This window comes from Sphaerisporangium sp. NPDC004334 (assembly GCF_053602655.1).
In genome coordinates this window covers 156,430-173,440 of the sequence record NZ_JBSGDZ010000021.1, presented here as the reverse complement: position 1 = coordinate 173,440, position 17,011 = coordinate 156,430, and the positions used below count along the sequence as shown (strand labels likewise).

Genomic DNA, 17,011 nt, shown 5'->3' with positions numbered 1-17,011 from the left:
CGGCCGCGCGATCCCCTGACCGGGTGCCCCGTGACCGCGCGCCCCCGTGACCACGCGGCCCCGCGTTCTCACGCCTGCGGGCCGGACGGCCGGGTGACGGGGGCGTGCCAGTCGGGCACCTGGGCGCCGGGCGCCGTGAAGGACCCGAAGTCGGTGGTGTCCCGGAAGGCCGGCACGGTGTAGAGATCCCGGGCGTACGCCCACAGGTGCGGGTACTGCTGGAGGCCCGGGTTGATCGTCCGCTGGGCGTTGGGCCCGACGTCGTAGCGGACCAGGGTCACCCAGAGCCGGATGTCGGCCTCGGTCGGCGCCGACCCCACCAGGTACCGCCGGGTGGCCAGCCGCTCGTCGAGCGTGGCGAACGCGTCCAGCAACGCGGCTCGGGCCGTCGCGCCGTCCGGGCCGGGCCGGGCGGCCGTGGTCGCGCCGTGGTTGACCGCCGGGCCGAGCCAGGCGTCGAGCTCCTCGATCTCGTCGCGATGCCGCTCGGGATAGGTGTCCACGAGCGGCTCGGCGAGCTGCCGGAACCGGGTGCCGATGTCGATGCCGATGCCCTTGAAGTCGTTGCTGACCACGGTCCCGGTATCCCGGTCCCACAGGGTCGGCACCGAGACGTGCCCGTCGAAGCCCTCCTCCGTCGCCTCGTAGGCCTCGCGCAGCAGCGCGAACCCGTTGACCGGGTCCGGCCCGTACTGTTCGCGGAACGCCCAGCCCCGGCCGTCCCGGGCGTTGTCCACGTACGAGACGCCGACGACGTCTTCGAGCCCGGCCAGGGCCCGGGCGATCGTGACCCGCTGCGACCACGGGCAGAACCAGCCCGCGTACACGTGGTACCGGCCGGCGCGGGGCGTGAAGCCGCTCCGTCCGTCCTCGGTGATCCGGCCGGTGAACCGGTAGAGCGGGCGCGGATCGCCGGGTCGGCGGGTGATGCGGTACTCCCCGTAGGCCGCGGTGTCGACGGGGCCGGCCAGCCGGACGGAGTGGGATGGCGATGACATGGGAACCTCCGGGATCGGGAGTGCTGGAGGCCCGGATTCGGGCCGGTGCGGTCCATGGCCCGGTCAGGCATGCCGCCCGCCGGGGATGGCCGCGAGCAGGGCGCGGGTGTAGTCGTGGTCCGGGCGGTGGAAGAGGTCCCCGGTCGTGCCGATCTCGACGATGCGGCCGTCCCGCATGACGGCCACCCGGTGGGCGATCTGCCGCACCACGGCGAGGTCGTGCGAGATGAACAGGTACGCGACGCCGGTGGCCGCCTGGAGTTCGGCGAGCAGGTCGAGGACCTGGGCCTGCACCGAGACATCCAGAGCGGAGACCGGCTCGTCGCAGACCACGAGGTCGGGGGAGAGCGCGAGGGCCCGCGCGATGGCGACCCGCTGGCGTTGCCCGCCCGACAGTTCCGCGGGCCTGCGGTCCAGGACCGAGGCGGGCAGCGCGACCCGGTCGACGAGCTCGCGGGCGCGTGCCCGCCGGGAGGCCCGGTCGCCGACGCGGAACACGCGCAACGGCTCGGTGATCACTTCGCTGATCGGGAAGCGCGGGTCGAGCGACGCGTACGGATTCTGGTAGACGAGCTGGGCGCGCCGCCGCAACCGGCGCAAGGCCTCCCCCCGGGCTCGGGTGATCTCCTCGCCGTCGAAGACGATCCGTCCGGCGTCCGGCTCGGCCAGGCGCAGCACCAGGCGGGCCGTCGTCGACTTGCCGGAGCCGGACTCGCCGACCAGGGCGAGGGTCTCGCCCCGGTCGATCGAGAAACTCACGTCGCGCACCGCGCGCACCGATCGTGCGGCGCCTCCGGCCACCTTGGGGAGCGGGAACTCCTTGGCCAGGTTCTCCACCGTCACCAGGGGCCGGCCCGGCGCGGCCCGGCCCGCGCCGGTCCGCGGCGGCGCGGCCGGGCGGGCGGGCGACAAGCTCGGGGCGCTGCGCAACAGCCGCCGAGTGTACGGGTGGCCCGGCCGGTCGAGGATCTGCCGGGTCGGCCCGGTCTCGACGACCCGGCCACGCGACATGACCACGATCCGTCGCGCCCGGTCGGCGGCGACGCCGAGGTCGTGGGTCACCAGCAGGACGGCGGTGCCCAGCGCCTCGGTGAGGCCCTGGATGTGGTCGAGGATCAGCCGCTGAACGGTGACGTCGAGCGCGCTGGTCGGCTCGTCAGCGATGATCATCTTCGGCTTGGCGGCGATCGCCACGGCGATCAGTGCCCGCTGCCGCATGCCGCCGGAGAGCTCGTGCGGGTACTGCCGGGCCCGGACGGCCGGGTCGGGCAGACCTGCCCGCTCCAGCAGTTCGACGGCGTCCAGTCGCGCGGAGCGGCGGCCGGCAAGGCCGTGCACCCGCAGCACCTCCGCCACCTGGTCGCCGATGCGTTGCACAGGATTGAGCGACACGGTCGGGTCCTGCGGGATGAGCCCGATCTGGGCCCCCCGGATCCGCCGTAGCTCCCGCTCGGACAGGCCGGCGAGGTCCTGCCCGCCGAATCGGACGCGCCCGGCGTCGATCCGGCCGTTGCCGGGCAGCAGGCCGATGATCGCGTGCGCCGTCGTCGACTTGCCGGAGCCGGACTCGCCGACGACCGCGACGATCTCGCCGGCGCGGACCGTCAGGTCCACGCCGTCGACGGCGCGCACCACTCCCGTCCGCGACCGGTAGGAGACCGCGAGGTCGCTGATCTCCAGCAGGTTCTCCGGTGTCGCGTCCGGACCGCTCGGCGTGCTCATCGCTGGGTCGTCACCTCTCCGTCGAGGGCGCGGGCGATCCGGTTGGTGGCGAGGACGGTGGCCGCGATCGTCAGGCCGGGCAGCGTCGAGACCCACCACGCGTTCGCCAGGTAGTTCCGGCCGGTGGAGATCAAGGTCCCCCACTCCGGGGCGGGCGGCGGGGCGCCGTATCCGAGGAAGCTCAGTGACGAGACGGCCAGGACCGCGATGCCGAACTCAAGGGTGGCCAGGACCAGCACCGGGCCCATCGCGTTCGGCAGCACATGCCGGAGCAGGACCGAGTACCAGCGGGCCCCGGTGGAGCGGGCGGCCTCGACGTAGGTGGCCTGGCGTACCCGCAGCACCTCCGCCCGCATCACCCGGGCGAAGCTCGCGACGCTGGCGAGACCGACCGCGACGGCGACCTTGACGGTGCCGAACCCGAACACCGTGACCAGGGCGAGGGAGAGGAACAGCGCGGGGATGGCCAGCAGCACGTCCACGATCCGCATCAGCACGTCCTCGACCCACCGGCCGGCGAAACCCGCGACCAGGCCGATCGTGCCGCCGGTGAGGAAGGCGACCCCGACCGCGATCAACGTCGCCTTGAGGGAGAGCGCCGCGCCGTGCACGACGCGCGCGTAGAGGTCCCGGCCGAGTTCGTCGGTGCCGAACCAATGCCTGGCGCCGGGGCCCTGGAACCGGTCGGCGGGCACTCCCAGCAGCGGGTCGATCGAGGTGAACAGCGTGGGCCGGAAGGCCATCAGGACGATGACGGAGACCACGAGCGCCGAGAGCACCAGGCCGGGACGACGCAGCAGGAACCGGAGGAGCCGCCGCGCCTCCGCGCCGCGGGAGGCGCCCGGGTCGGCCGGTTCCGCGTCGTACGGACGGTTCGGCCCGGGTCCGGTCCCCGGCTCGGCCTTGCCGACCAGTGGCCGGCTCATCCGGTGCTCCTCGGCCGGGCGGCGACGACGATGCGCGGATCGAGGAGCGGGTAGATCAGGTCGACGACGAGGTTGGCGAGCACGAAGGTCAGCGCGCCGAAGACCACGATGCCCTGGACCATCGGGATGTCCTGCACCGACACGGCTCTGACGGTCTCCCTTCCGACGCCGTTGCGGGCGAAGACCGTCTCGACGATGACCGACCCCGCCGTCAGGTTGCCGACCAGGATGCCGACCAGGGTGAGCGCCGGCAGTACGGCGTTGCGCAAGGCGTGGCGCAGGTGCACCCTGACCCGGCCCGCGCCCTTGGCCCGGGCGGTCTGGACGTACGGCTCGTGCAGTGTGGTCAGCAGGCTCTTGGTGAGCACCTGTGCGAGCATCGCGCCGGTCGGTATGGCGAGGGTGAGCGCCGGCAGGACCAGGCCGGCCGCACCCTCGTCGCCGAACGCGGGCAGCAGCTTGAGCCGGAAGGCCAAGAGCTGAACGAGCATCAGGCCGGTCCAGAAGGTGGGCAGCGACACCCCCACCGACGGCAGCGACAGCAGCAGTTGGCGCAGCCACAGGCGGGCGGTGTAGGTGCCGTACAGAGCCAGGCCGCCGCCGAGGAGAACGGCCAGCACCATGGCGGTGGCCGTCAGCCGCAGGGTGGAGGGCAGGGCTTCGGCCAGTGTCCAGGTCACCGGTCGGCCGGTCGCCACCGAGTCGCCGAAGTCGCCGCGCAGCGCCCGGCCCAGGTAGTCCACGTACTGGACGAGGATCGGCCGGTCGAAGCCGTACTCCCGGCGCAGCGCCTCCAGGTGCGCCGGGTCGACGGCGGCCTGGTCGAGCCCGCCGGCGGCCATCGCGGAGACCGGATCGCCGGGCAGGAAGTCGAGCACCAGGAAGGAGACCGTGTAGGCCGCCCACAACACCACCACCGCCTGCCCGAGGCGAGTGGCCAGATATCGACGCATGCTCGGTCGTTCCTCCTGTCCGGGCTCCGGCTCCTAGCTCTTCCAGGTGTCGTGGAGCTGGATCCGGGTGGACGCCTCGAAGTCCAGGTCGTGGACCCGCTTGGCGACGCCGAGCACGGTGGTCAGCTCCACCACCGGGACGGCGTAGGCGTTGTCGACGATCAGCCGCTGGGCCTGGCCGGCCAACTCCTTGCGCTTGGCGGCGTCGATGGTCGCGGCCTGTTCGGTCAGCACCGTGTCCAGCTTCCCGGGCTTGAGCCGGTAGATGTTGGCCAGCGCGGTCGAGTAGGTGCTGCGCAGAATGTCCGGGTCGGCCCGGGTGAGGTTCCCCCATAGCGCGTCGAACTCGCCGGACTGCTGGATCTGGGTGAGCTGGGGGACCGGCACCTCCCGCAGCTGGATCTCGATGCCGACCGCCTTGAGCTGCTGCTGGATCAGTTCGAGAGCGGGCCGGTTGGTCGCGGCGACGGCGAACCAGATGACCACCAGGCTCAGCCGGGTTCCGTCCTTGGTCCGGATGCCGTCGGCGCCGCGCCGCCAGCCGGCCGAGTCGAGCAGTGACTCGGCCTTGCCCTTGTCGAACGCGAGCCCCGTGCCGAGGTCGGTGTAGAGCGGGGTGGTGTGGGCCAGGATGCTGGTCGCCGGCCTGCTGCCGGCCGGGAAGACCGTGTCGACGATCTGCCGCCGATCGATCGCCGCCTGGATCGCCTGGCGCACCCTGGGGTCGCCCAGCAGCGGGCGCGCGTTGTTGAGCCCCAGGTTGAACACCACGCCGGGGGTTGGCCCGCGCCTGCAGGCCGACGTCGCCGCTGCTCTGCAGCGTGCTCTGGTCGGAGAGGCCGACGCTGCCGATGGCGTCGACCTGGCCCGACGCGAGGCTGCCGGTACGGACTCCTGCCTCCGGGACGATGGTGAACACCACCTTGTCCAGGTACGCCTCGCCGGGCTTGCGCCACAGTGATGACCCCCAGTGGTAGCCACTGCGCCTGGCCAGAGTGATCGACTGGTTCGCTTCGTATCCCTGCAGCGTGAACGGGCCCGACCCGGCGATCCCCTCGGTGCAGCGCTGGTCGGCCGTCTTGCGGGCGCTCGCCGGCGAGACCAGGCCGAGCGAGAAGGTCGATGTCGCCTGCAGGAACTGGGCGTTGGGCTGCTTGAACGACACCTTCGCGGTCAGGTCGTCCACGATCTTGGTGCCGGTGTACCCGCTGAGGTAGCCGATCGCCAGGGTGGCCTTGGCGCCGAGCTTGGGCGCGGCGTCGAAGGTGTCCTTGACGGCCTGGGCGTCGACGGGCGTCCCGTCGCTGAACGTGGCTCCCCGGCGGAGGTGGAAGGTGAAGGTCCGCGCGTCCGGGCTCACCTCCCAGCGCTCGGCGAGCCAGGGAACGATCTCGCCGGTGGACGGGTCCTGGTCGGTCAGCGAGTCGACGATCTGCCGCAGGGCGTAGATGGTGTCGTTGCTTCCGACCTGCTGGGGGTCGACGCAGCCGGCGTACGACCCGACGGCGAACGTCAGCGTCCCGCCGGCCTTGGCGGTGCCGGTGCCGGTGCCGGTGCCGCCGCCGTCCGCGGCTCCGGCGCCGGCACCGCAGGCGGCGATCGGCAGGATCGACCCGGCGACGGCGAGCGACGCGATCAGCCGCCGCCGTCGGACAGCGGTGGGGTGGTGGGCTCGGTGCACGTGTACTCCACTTGTGTCGGAGGCGCCAAGGCCGCCCCTGTGCCGCCCGGACGGGAGCGGACCGATCGGTGAGGTCGATGCCGGAAACGTGGTCGGGGTAGGTATCGGGGTGCCTGGCCGGCGGAGCTGGTCACGCGGAGGTGAGGGTCCGTCCGGGGCGTACGGCCGCCTCGGCGGGCGGCACGGTGTGACGGGCTCGCGACCGAGCGCGTCGTGCCGCCCAGCGCACCCTCTGGCCGGGCTCATGGTAGGCAGCGCGTCAGATTAGAGTCAATCCCTACATGAAAAGTAGAGATATCCGGATGGCACCTCTGAAGGGGAGCGTGGACTCAAAGCCAACTATTTAGGTAGGTATAGACAGATATCTGGAAAGCGGCGTAGCCTCCGGCCAACGGCCATCGATCGGCGGAGGGGCCATCGTGGCGCCCTTCGATCCGGAGGTGGTCAATGCTGATGTCCGATTCGTTTCCCGCGCTCCATGTCGCCGTCGCGCCCGACGGGGCCGGCCGGCATCCGGCCGCACGGCGCGCGCCGCGGGCGAGGGAGCTCTTCACCGCCCGCTACCGGTCCGACCTGGTCACGGAGGCCGAACGGGGCCTGGCCGAGCCGCGGCGGAGCGGCGAGGACAGAGGGGACGGCTCGTGAGATTCCTGCTGATCACCCTGATCGTGCACGCGCCGGATCCGGTGACCGGGGTGCGCAAGCCGACCTACGAGCGGTTCTGCGAGGTGCTCGACAACGCCGTGCTCGCCGAGGAGCTCGGCTTCGACGGCTTCGGCGTGGGGGAGCGGCATGAACGACCCTTCATCTCCTCCTCCCCTCCGGTGGTGCTGAGCCACATCGCCGCGCTCACCTCCCGTATCCGGCTCTTCACCGCGGTCACCACACTGAGCCTGCTCGACCCGGTCCGGGCCTACGAGGACTACGCGACCCTCGACCACCTCTCCGGCGGCCGGCTGGAGCTGATCATCGGCAAGGGCAACGGCACCGCCCAACGGGAGCTGTTCCACGTCACGCCCGAGGACCAGTGGAACCGCAACGCCGAGGGCTACGAGCTGTTCCGCCGGCTGTGGCGGGAGGACCAGGTCACCGCCACGCCGCGCTTCCGGCCGAGCCTCACCGAGGCGGAGGTGTGGCCCCGGCCGCTGCAACGGCCGATCCGCGTCTGGCACGGCAGCGCGACCAGCCGGGAATCGGTCGACCTGGCCGCGCGCTACGGCGACCCGCTCTTCTCGGCGAACGTCAGCAACCCGATCGAACCCTACGCCGAACTGGTCCGCCACTACCGCGAGCGGTGGGCCGCCTACGGTCACGATCCGGCCGCTGCCGTGGTCGGGGCCGGCACCGCCGGCTACTACGCCGACCACCGGTCGCAGGACGCCCTCGCGGCCTACCGGCCGGTCTTCGAGGGAACGCTCGCGTTCCAGCGGCGACTCGGGCTGGAGCCGGTCTTCCCCACCCTGGAGGACTTCGTCGAGCGCAGCTCCGCCCTGATCGGCAGCCCGCAGCAGATCGTCGAGAAGGTCCACCGCTACCACGAGCGTTTCGGCCACAGCGTCATGCACTTGCACGCCGACGCCGACGGCCTGACCGACGCCCAGCACCGCGCGTCACTGGAGCTCTTCCAGTCCGACATCGCGCCGGTGTTGCGCAAGGAGATACCGGACCCGCCCTGGGAGTGGGGGCCGGTCACTCCGTAGCCCGTTTCCGCCTTCGTAGAAGGGTGACACATGGCCACCATCCCACTGGCAGTGCTCGACCTGGTGCCGATCTCTTCGGGATCGACCGCCGCGCAGGCCCTGCGTAACAGCATCGACCTGGCGCGGCAGGCGGAACGCTTCGGCTACGCCCGCTACTGGTTCGCCGAGCACCACCTCAACCCGGGGGTCGCCGGGACATCGCCCGCCGTACTGCTGGCGCTGACCGCGTCGGCGACCTCGACGATCCGGATCGGATCCGGCGCGGTGCAGATGGGCCACCGCACGGCCCTTGCGACGGTCGAGGAGTTCGGGCTCATCGACGCGCTGCACCCGGGGCGCCTGGACCTCGGTCTCGGCCGGTCGGGCGGGCGGCCGGCCGAGACGGCCCGGGAACCGGCGCTGGTGTCCGGCGCCACGGTGGTCGACGGGCGGGCGCCGAACGGGTTGCCGATCCCGCCGAAGTTCTCCTTCGCCCATCTGCTCGCCTCGCCGCGTTTCGCGCTGCAGAAGACGCTGCTGCAACTGCCCGGCGCGCGGTCGCAGGACTACACCGAACAGGTCGGCGACATCCTCGACCTGCTGCGCGGCACCTACCGGTCCCCGGAGGGCGAGGAAGCGCATGTGGTCCCGGGTGAGGGCGCGCAGGTGCAGCTCTGGATCCTCGGCAGCAGCGGCGGCGAGAGCGCGAACGTCGCCGGCGCGAACGGCCTGCGGTTCGCCGCCAACTACCACGTCAGTCCCGGCAGCGTACTGGAGGCGGCCGAGGGCTACCGGGCCGCGTTCCGCCCGTCCGCGGAGCTGGACCGGCCCTACGTCAGCGTCTCCGCCGACGTCGTCGTCGCCGGGACCGAGGCCGCCGCCCGCGAGCTCGCCGCGGGTTACGGGCCGTGGGTGCGCAGCATCCGGACCGCCGAAGGGGCGATCCCGTTCCCGACCCCCGCCGAGGCCCGTGCCATCCCGTGGAGCGAGGCCGACCGTGAGCTGGTCGCCGACCGCGTCGACACCCAGTTCGTCGGGACCGCCGGGCAGGTCGCCGACCAGCTCGAACAGCTTCGGGAGGCGACCGGCGCCGACGAGCTCGTCGTCACCACCATCACCCATGACCACAAGGACCGGGTGCGCTCCTACCGGTTGCTCGCCGAGGAATGGCACCGCCGGTGAGATGGCCGGGCGATAAAAACCCACTAAACAAGTAGGTCTTGACGGGAACATCAGGCTGTGTTGAGGTGAAACTGTCTACCTCGCCCAGAAAGGCGGCATCCATGCCCGTCGAGTTTCTCGGTATCGGCGGGACCAACGACGGCTCCGAAACCTCGCCGCGCTCCGGTCCCTCGTTCGACAAGCAGTACACACTCCGTCTCGCCCGGGCCCATGAGGAGTACGGCTGGGACCGGGTGCTGTTCGCCTACGGATCCGGCTCGCCCGACCCGGCGCAGGCGGCCGCGTTCGTCGCCACGAGGGTCACGGATCTCGGCATCCTCCTGGCCCACCGGCCGAACGTGTCGTACCCGACGTACGCCCTCAAGACGTTCGCCACACTGGACCAGATCAGTGACGGACGGCTGACCGTCCACTTCATCACCGGCGGCAACGACCACGAGCAGGGCCGCGAGGGCGACTTCCTGACCAAGGACGCCCGGTACTCCCGCACCAGGGAGTACATCGGGATCGTCAAGAAGGGCTGGACCTCGCGCGAGCCCTTCGACCACGAGGGGGAGCACTACAGCTTCAAGGACTTCGTCTCCGACGTGTTCCCGGTCCAGGAGCCGCGCCCGTCGGTGTCCTTCGGCGGGTCCTCGGCGGCGGCGTACGCGGCGGGTGGAGCCGAAGCCGACATCTACTGCCTGTGGGGTGAACCCCTGGCCGACACCGCGCAGCAGATCACCTCGATCAAGGAGGCCGCGTCGCGGGCGGGACGTGCGGACGTGCCGAGGATCCAGGTGGCCTTCAGGCCGATCATCGCTCCGACCGAGGAACTGGCCTGGAAGAAGGCGCACCGCATCCTCGGCGACCTGCGGGGAGCCGGGACGACCAGGCGCCGCCTGTCCGGGCCGCCGGAGAACACCGGATCACAACGCCTGCTGGAGGTGGCGGCCAGGGGAGAGCGTCACGACCGTGCGCTGTGGACGCCGACCGCGGCCGCGACCGGCGGCGCGGGCAACTCCAACGCGCTGGTCGGCACCCCCGAGACCGTGGCGGAGGCGCTGCTGGACTACTACGACCTCGGCGTGGACATCATCTCCGCGCGCGGTTACGACATCCTCGACGACGCGATCGACTTCGGCCGGTATGTGATCCCGCTGGTCCGGGAGGGGGTCGCGGAACGCGACCGCGCCAGGGCCGCCGCGCTCAGCTCGGTGGGATCATGACGCTCTCCGGCACCCGGACGGCGCCGGGCGTCCAGCGGGACGAACTCCCGCCGAAGGTCGTCCCGACCCGACATCCGCTGCGCTGGGCGTCGACCGCTCTCGTGCTGCTCCTGCTCGCGATGGCGGCCAACTCGCTCGCCACCAACCCCGCATGGGACTGGGAGATCGTCGGACAGTACCTGTTCGCGCCCTCGGTCCTGCGCGCGGTGGGACTCACCCTGGAGCTGACGGCGTTCGGCATCGTCCTCGGATTCGCCCTGGGCACCGTACTGGCCCTCATGCGCCTGTCGCCCAACCGGCTGCTGTCGTCGGTGGCCTGGGGCTACGTCTGGCTCTTCCGCTCGGTCCCGCTGATCTTGCAGTTGCTGTTCTGGTACAACCTGGCACTGCTGTATCCCCGGCTGTCGTTCGGGATCCCCTTCGGACCCGGGTTCTTCGCCATCGGCACCATGGACCTCATCGGGCCGCTGACCGCCGCCGCCCTCGGCCTGGCGCTGCACCAGGCCGCGTACGCCGCCGAGATCGTACGGGGTGGGCTGCTGTCGGTGGACCCGGGCCAGCGGCAGGCCGCCGCGGCGCTGGGCATCCCCCGCGTGCGCCGGCTGTTCCGGATCATCCTGCCGCAGGCGATGCGCACCATCGTGCCGAACGCGGGCAACGAGATCATCGGCCTGGTCAAGGGAACGTCGGTCGTCTACATCATGGCGCTGCCCGAGCTGTTCTACCAGGTGCAGGTGATCTACATGCGCAACGGCCGGGTGATGGCCCTCCTGCTGGTGGCGGCGGTCTGGTACCTGGTCCTGACCACGGTGCTGTCGGTCGTGCAGTACTACGTCGAGCGTCACTACGGCAGAGGGCGCTCATGACCACGATGGTGGAACTGCGCGACGTGCACAAACACTTCGGCCCGCTGCACGTGCTGCGCGGAGTGAGCCTGAGTGTGCGGCAGGGCGAGGTGGCCGTGATCCTCGGCCCGTCGGGCTCGGGCAAGTCGACGTTGCTGCGGACGATCAACCATCTGGAGAAGGTGGAGTCGGGGACGGTCGAGATCGAGGGCGAACTGCTCGGCTACAGAAGGTCGGGCGATCGGCTGCACGAGCTGCATGAGCGGGAGATCCTCCGGCAGCGGACGCGGATCGGTTTCGTCTTCCAGAACTTCAACCTCTTCCCGCACCTCACCGTGCGGCAGAACGTGGCCGAGGCGCCGCTCTCGGCACAGAAGCGGTCCAGGGCCGAGGTCGAGACCCTGGTGACCCGGCTGCTCGACCGGGTGGGCCTGGCGGACAAGGCGGACGCCTACCCGCGCACCTTGTCCGGTGGCCAGCAGCAGCGGGTGGCCATCGCCCGGGCGCTGGCGCTGGAGCCCAAGGTCGTGCTGTTCGACGAGCCGACCTCGGCGCTGGACCCCGAACTCGTCGGCGAGGTCCTCGAAGTGATGAAGGACCTGGCCCGCACCGGCACGACCATGCTCGTCGTCACCCACGAGATCGGCTTCGCCCGCGAGGTGGCCGACACGGTCGTCTTCATGGACGCCGGCCGGATCCTCGAACAAGGACCCCCGTCCCAGGTCCTGGACGATCCGCTGCACGAACGCACCCGCGCCTTCATCGGCAAAGTCCTCTGACGCTAGGAACCATCATGCGCTCTTCTCCCAGGTGGGCCGCCTCCGCCGTGCCCGCGATGCTCCTGGCCCTCGCCGTCGCCGCGTGCGGCGCCGAGCCGACCGACGCCGCCAAGGGCGCCGCCACGGGTGCCGCCACGAGCGCCCCCACCGGCGCGAACGCCGCCGCCGGAGCCGACAAGAAGATCAACACCGGTCCCGACCAGAACCGCGTGCGCGCACGGAAGGTCGACTCCATCGCCGCGCAGGTGCCCGCCGCCATCGCGGCGGACGGCAGGCTCGCCGTCGGCCACAGCGGCCAGGGCGCTCCGCCGCTGGGCTTCCTCGCCGACGACGACACGACGTACATCGGTGTGGAGACCGACATCGCCCAGCTCGTCGCCGACGTCCTCGGCCTGGAGGTGAAGCAGGAGATCACCTCCTGGGAGAACCTCTTCGTGGGCGCGAAGTCCGGAAAGCTGGAGGTCGTCTTCAACAACGTCACGGTCACCGAAGAGCGCAAGGACATCTACGACTTCGCGACCTACCGCGTGGACCAGCTCGCCTGGCAGGTCCCCAAGAGCAGCCCGATCACCTCGATCACCAAGCCCGCCGACATCGCCGGGCTGCGGGTCTCCGTCGGGTCGGGAACCAACCAGGAGAAGATCCTCCTCGACTGGGACGCGCAGAACAAGGCGGCCGGTCTCAAGCCGGCCGAGATCCAGTACTACACGGCTTACGGCGACGCCCTGCTCGCGCTGAAGTCGGGACGCATCCAGGCGTACTTCGGGCCGAATCCGTCCATCGCCTACAACGTCACGGTGAGCGGCGACTCCCGGATCGCCGGCACCACCTCGGGCGCCGGTCCTGATCTGCAGGGCCTCATCGCGGCGATGACCAAGAAGGACAACGGCCTGGTCAAGCCCCTCAACGAGGCGCTGAACACGGTGATCAAGGACGGGAAGTACAAGGAAGTGCTCGACCGCTGGGGCCTGGGCAACGAGGCGATCCCCGAGTCGCAGATCAACCCGCCGGGCCTGCCCCGCCAGTCGAGCTGATCGAGGACGAACATGCCTGTGACATCACTGATCACCGGGCCCGCCCCCGGCGCGGTCGTGGCCGAGGTGACCCGGTGACGCATCCGCTGGACAACCCCGCATGGGCCTCGCTCACCGGGCCGCACGCGCATCTGGCCGAAGTGCGCGGCGCCGTCCGGCGCTATCCGGCGGACATGTCTCCCTTCCTCGCGGTTGGAAGCGAGCCGTCGGCCGCCGACTGGGACGACATCGCCGCGTTGTCGGGCCCGGGCATCATCGTGTCCGTGGCCGGCGCCACGACCTCACCCCCGGCCGGCTGGGAAGTGGTACAGGTCGTGCCAGGTGTCCAGATGTCGGGCACCGCGGTGTTCGGCGCACCCGACGAGGAGGCGGTACGGCTGACCGCGGCCGACGTGCCCGAGATGCTCGACCTCGCCGGACGCACCCAGCCGGGCCCCTTTCTCCCGCGCACCATCGGCCTCGGCGCCTACCTCGGCATCCGCCGCGGCGGCACGCTGGTCGCCATGGCGGGTGAGCGGCTGCACCCGCCCGGCTGGACCGAGATCAGTGCCGTCTGCACCGACACCGCGTTCCGAGGTCAGGGCCTGGCCACCCGCCTGGTGCTGGCGGTCGCCGCGGGCATCCGGGCACGAGGGGAGATCCCGTTCCTGCACGCCGCGGCGAGCAACACCGGCGCGATCCGCCTGTACGAATCGCTCGGCTTCTCCTTGCGGCGAAGGACGTCGTTCAACGCCCTCCGCGTCCCCGAGAACGAGGTGGTCAGCGCGTCCCGCACGCGACCGTGACCATTCCGGAGCCGCGAACGGCGCGGCCGGCCGCCCTCCCGGGGTGAGGCGTCACGGGCGGGTGGCGGTGACCATGGCGGTGCGGGCGTGCGGGCCGCCGTACCAGAACCGCGGGCCGAGGTCGCGCACCTCGACGTCCAGGGCTCCACACCATGATTCGCACGCGACTCCGTCACGCTGAGTTCCTACCGATGATGAGGCGCCGTGTACAGAGCCGGGCCGAAAAGGGGCCGCGTCCAGGACCGCGAGGCCGCAGGCGAAACCACGCACATAACGAAGTGAAATGCGGCTCGTATATTGTCCGAATCCGTAGATCCTCGTTGCGGGCCGCGGCGGGCCAAGGGCGTCCGCACGCGGGCCCGGCCGCGCACGGCAGGCGCGGAGGCGAATACAGGGAGGCACGGCGTGGACGGAAATAGCCGGGAACAGGTGGCGGGTCACCAGGAGAACGGCGAATTGAACCTCGGTTACGTCGTCGACCTCTATCGGAAATACGCCGACGACCTGCGGGCCGTGCGCGTCGAACAGCACGCGCTGCGCGCCGCGAACCCGGGGGCCGCGACGAAACTGGACGACCTCGAGGCCGAGATCACCTACCTGATGGTGCGCGAGCACCGTCCCGAGGAGGTCGTCGAGATCGGCTCGCTGGACGGATGGTCGACCACCTGGCTGTTGCGCGCCCTGCGGGACAACGGCTCCGGGCACCTGTACACCTACGACCTGATCGACAACGCGCGCCGCAACGTGCCCGAGGACCTGTCGGCCGGCCGGTGGACGTTCGTGCGCGGCGACGCGCGCCAGATGCTCGCCGGCCACGACCACGAGATCGACTACCTGTTCGTGGACGCCGCGCACACCAGGAGCTTCGCGCGCTGGTACGTGAACGAGCTGTTCCCGACGGTGCCCGCCGGTGTGCCGGTGAGCGTGCACGACGTGTTCCACACCAGGCGGCCGTGGCCGTTCAGCGAGGGCCGCGTGGTGCTGTCGTGGCTGGCCGAGCGGGGCATCGGATACTTCACCGCCTCGCGTGCCGCCGCGCCGGAGGTCAACCGGGGGCTGGTGGAGCTGAAGGAGTCTTTGGAGCTGAGCGAGGCCGTGCACACCGGGCGCAACGACCCGATGCTGTGCTTCTACATGCGCTGACCGCGGGCGGCCGGCGCCGGTCAGACCCAACCGCGCCGGCTGGCCTCGGTGCCGGCCTGGAACCGGCTGACCGCGTTCAGGCGCTCGGTCAGGGCGTTCATCATGCGCTGGACGCTGCGCAGCGAGATGGCCAGGTTGCGCGCCGCCGACTCGTCGGTGTGGCCGTCGGCGAGCAACCGCAGGAGGCTGTGCTCCTGCGGGGTGAGGCCGTGCTCGTTGCGGGCGGGCGGCTCGGTGATCGGGGTGCCGCTGCTCCACACCTGCTCGAACAGGGCGTACAGGCCGGTGACGACGCCGCGGCTGCGCAGTTCGAGCGCGCCGCGGGTGGGGTCGATGGGATCCAGGGGGACCAGCGCGATCTCGCGGTCCACGATGACCAGGCGCATGGGCAGGTTCGGCACCGTGCGGCACTGCTCGCCGAGGGCGACCATGGAGCGGGCGTAGGAGAGGGTGACCGGGTCGTTGCGGATACTGTCGAGATAGACGGTGCGAATCTTGACCCCGCGGCCGAGCGCGATCTGGTTGAGCGGCTTCTCCGACTCGATGGTGGAGGGGTTCTGCGCGCCCCCGGGGCTCAGGGAGACGCATTCGACCACGGCGCTGTGCGACAGCTCCGCCAGCCGGTCGCGCACGGTGTCCAGCCCGTTGAGGCGGCGTCCCTCCTCCGACTGCTCCTGCTCGGCGTAGGCGGCCGCGATGGAGGCGATGGAGGCGCGGGCGCCTTCGAGCTGCTGCTGGCGGGTGCCGAGTTCGGCCTCGACGCGGGCGAGCAGCGCCGTCAGGCCGGCCTGGGGCCGCACCGCCCGCACCGTCCCGTCTTCGATGGTGGAGCGGACCAGGGCCAGGTCGATGAGGGTGTCGAGCGCCTCACGGACGTCGTCGGTCGTCAGGCCCAGATGGGCGGCGATATCGGCCACACCGAAATCGGGGCGGTCCAACATGGTGCGGTAGATGGCCTCATCGCGGGTGGACAGCCCCAGCGCGCTCAGCACCGTTACCTCCCTGCACAGTGAAAGCGGCGCCTCCTGCGCCTTTTCTTCGACCCACTGTCGCCCGGTGAGATGGGGGCTGATTCAAAATTAAATCGAATGACCTGGCTTGCTCAGGGTGACTGCCGTTGACGGCTGGTAGCACCGGAGATTGCCTTGACTATCGAAGTCATTCACCCTGCAAGTCTTCTTCCATCCCCCCGCTCGCCCGTAATATAGATCAAGTGACCTTTTCCTCGCAAGGTCGTCCGAAATGCCCGGGGCAATCTCGCGCAAGGTTACTCTCCGAAGTCGCACGCGCGGATTTCGCGCCCCGCTGAGCCCCTGACCTGGGCCGGCCGGCGAACGCCCCATTTTCCGCGGCGGCCGGTGATGCCGCCGCCCGCGCGGCCGCCGCTGGCGGAAGGCCGCCAGGCGGCCTCGCGCCAACCCCTAGCCGATGACATCAGGGGGCCGGCAACGCATTGTGGGGTGAGCCGCCCGGGGAAAGCGGTCCGTACGGGGCGGATGTCGAAGCATTCAGGCGAAGGAGAGTGCGAGAATCATGGCCTACCTCACGAAGATCGTCCGCCGGCACCTGGCCACGCTGGCAATTGTCGCGACCGCTCTCGCGAGCGCCGCCATTATGTGGGTCGATCCCGGCATACCGTGGCAGCCTGACGGGGGTTTCGGCTGGGGCGACCCCCAAGCCATGGGCGAGATCGTCGACTACGGCCCGCCCGACGGCACCGGTTTCGGCTGGGGGTTCGCACTGCGGCCGGCCGACGGGCCGGCGGCCGGGGGCGCCGGGGCCGCGCCACCCGCCACGTCGGTGGGCCTCTGATGCGGATGTCCGCGCTGCGGGTCGCGCCCCTGGTCTCGTGCGACGCGGACGGCTGGCGGGAGCGGGTGCTGGTCAACACCACCGCCGGAGACGGCCTCGAACACATCCAGGTGCGCGCCGGCCCCCAGGGCCTGGACATCTTCGCCTTTTACCGGGTGGCCACGGCGCAGGAGGCCGACGTCAGGCTCAGAAGACTGGTCGAGACCACGATCGCGAACACCCCTGAGCTCCAGTTCTGGAGAATCGTTTAATTCCCGCACCTTG

The 17,011-nt window shown here is 70.9% G+C and carries 17 protein-coding genes and 1 pseudogene; 11 read left to right on the top strand and 7 right to left on the bottom strand.

Annotation, left to right across the window (positions count from 1 at the left end; translation table 11 throughout):
* Positions 1-68 precede the first annotated feature (68 nt).
* The 6 genes and pseudogenes from ACWEN6_RS27350 to ACWEN6_RS27325 form a co-directional block, all read right to left on the bottom strand.
* The gene (locus ACWEN6_RS27350) at positions 69-998 is read right to left on the bottom strand and encodes a glutathione S-transferase C-terminal domain-containing protein (RefSeq protein WP_452574051.1); all 930 of its coding nucleotides are present in this window, start codon (positions 996-998) and stop codon (positions 69-71) included.
* Positions 999-1,061: 63 nt separating this feature from the next.
* Positions 1,062-2,720, bottom strand: a complete 1,659-nt coding sequence (locus ACWEN6_RS27345; RefSeq protein WP_452574049.1) for a dipeptide ABC transporter ATP-binding protein — start codon at positions 2,718-2,720, stop codon at positions 1,062-1,064.
* Positions 2,717-3,646: an ABC transporter permease gene (locus tag ACWEN6_RS27340; RefSeq protein WP_452574085.1), complete on the bottom strand. Its 930-nt coding sequence runs from the start codon at positions 3,644-3,646 to the stop codon at positions 2,717-2,719. The genes ACWEN6_RS27345 and ACWEN6_RS27340 overlap by 4 nt, the downstream gene beginning before the upstream one ends.
* The gene (locus tag ACWEN6_RS27335; protein ID WP_452574047.1) at positions 3,643-4,599 is read right to left on the bottom strand and encodes an ABC transporter permease; all 957 of its coding nucleotides are present in this window, start codon (positions 4,597-4,599) and stop codon (positions 3,643-3,645) included. Before ACWEN6_RS27335 ends, ACWEN6_RS27340 begins: the two co-directional genes overlap by 4 nt.
* A gap of 33 nt (positions 4,600-4,632) precedes the next feature.
* The gene (locus ACWEN6_RS27330) at positions 4,633-5,370 is read right to left on the bottom strand and encodes an ABC transporter substrate-binding protein (RefSeq protein ID WP_452574045.1); all 738 of its coding nucleotides are present in this window, start codon (positions 5,368-5,370) and stop codon (positions 4,633-4,635) included.
* A gap of 79 nt (positions 5,371-5,449) precedes the next feature.
* Positions 5,450-5,959, bottom strand: a pseudogene (locus ACWEN6_RS27325) (ABC transporter substrate-binding protein); the annotation flags it as partial.
* Positions 5,960-6,733: 774 nt separating this feature from the next.
* Between ACWEN6_RS27325 and ACWEN6_RS27320 the strand changes: the two are divergent.
* The 9 genes from ACWEN6_RS27320 (at position 6,734) to ACWEN6_RS27280 (ending at position 14,935) form a co-directional block, all read left to right on the top strand.
* A complete protein-coding gene (locus tag ACWEN6_RS27320) occupies positions 6,734-6,925 on the top strand; it encodes a hypothetical protein (RefSeq protein ID WP_452574043.1) in 192 nt (63 codons plus the stop codon).
* Positions 6,922-7,980 (top strand): LLM class flavin-dependent oxidoreductase, encoded by a 1,059-nt coding sequence (locus ACWEN6_RS27315; RefSeq protein WP_452574041.1) that lies wholly within the window; start codon positions 6,922-6,924, stop codon positions 7,978-7,980. Before ACWEN6_RS27320 ends, ACWEN6_RS27315 begins: the two co-directional genes overlap by 4 nt.
* A 30-nt stretch (positions 7,981-8,010) precedes the next feature.
* A complete protein-coding gene (locus ACWEN6_RS27310) occupies positions 8,011-9,141 on the top strand; it encodes an LLM class flavin-dependent oxidoreductase (protein ID WP_452574039.1) in 1,131 nt (376 codons plus the stop codon).
* Positions 9,142-9,242: 101 nt separating this feature from the next.
* Positions 9,243-10,349: an LLM class flavin-dependent oxidoreductase gene (locus ACWEN6_RS27305; protein WP_452574037.1), complete on the top strand. Its 1,107-nt coding sequence runs from the start codon at positions 9,243-9,245 to the stop codon at positions 10,347-10,349.
* Positions 10,346-11,215, top strand: a complete 870-nt coding sequence (locus ACWEN6_RS27300; RefSeq protein WP_452574035.1) for an amino acid ABC transporter permease — start codon at positions 10,346-10,348, stop codon at positions 11,213-11,215. Before ACWEN6_RS27305 ends, ACWEN6_RS27300 begins: the two co-directional genes overlap by 4 nt.
* Entirely contained in the window at positions 11,212-11,973 is a 762-nt protein-coding gene (locus tag ACWEN6_RS27295) for an amino acid ABC transporter ATP-binding protein (protein WP_452574033.1), read from the top strand. The genes ACWEN6_RS27300 and ACWEN6_RS27295 overlap by 4 nt, the downstream gene beginning before the upstream one ends.
* Positions 11,974-11,987: 14 nt before the next feature.
* Positions 11,988-13,007 carry an ABC transporter substrate-binding protein gene (locus ACWEN6_RS27290; RefSeq protein ID WP_452574031.1) on the top strand — a complete coding sequence of 340 codons (1,020 nt, stop codon included), beginning with the start codon at positions 11,988-11,990 and terminating at the stop codon, positions 13,005-13,007.
* A gap of 74 nt (positions 13,008-13,081) precedes the next feature.
* A complete protein-coding gene (locus ACWEN6_RS27285; protein ID WP_452574029.1) occupies positions 13,082-13,792 on the top strand; it encodes a GNAT family N-acetyltransferase in 711 nt (236 codons plus the stop codon).
* Between the two features lie 405 nt (positions 13,793-14,197).
* Entirely contained in the window at positions 14,198-14,935 is a 738-nt protein-coding gene (locus ACWEN6_RS27280) for a class I SAM-dependent methyltransferase (RefSeq protein ID WP_452574027.1), read from the top strand.
* Between the two features lie 20 nt (positions 14,936-14,955).
* On the opposite strand, the gene ACWEN6_RS27275 is transcribed toward ACWEN6_RS27280, so the two are convergent.
* On the bottom strand, positions 14,956-15,927 hold the full coding sequence (locus ACWEN6_RS27275; RefSeq protein WP_380830301.1) for a LuxR C-terminal-related transcriptional regulator: 972 nt from the start codon (positions 15,925-15,927) through the stop codon (positions 14,956-14,958).
* Between the two features lie 541 nt (positions 15,928-16,468).
* Here ACWEN6_RS27275 and ACWEN6_RS27270 point away from each other — a divergent pair.
* Complete coding sequence (locus ACWEN6_RS27270) at positions 16,469-16,747, top strand: hypothetical protein (protein ID WP_452574025.1); 279 nt, start codon at positions 16,469-16,471, stop codon at positions 16,745-16,747.
* On the top strand, positions 16,747-16,998 hold the full coding sequence (locus ACWEN6_RS27265; RefSeq protein ID WP_452574023.1) for a hypothetical protein: 252 nt from the start codon (positions 16,747-16,749) through the stop codon (positions 16,996-16,998). The genes ACWEN6_RS27270 and ACWEN6_RS27265 overlap by 1 nt, the downstream gene beginning before the upstream one ends.
* Positions 16,999-17,011 lie beyond the last annotated feature (13 nt).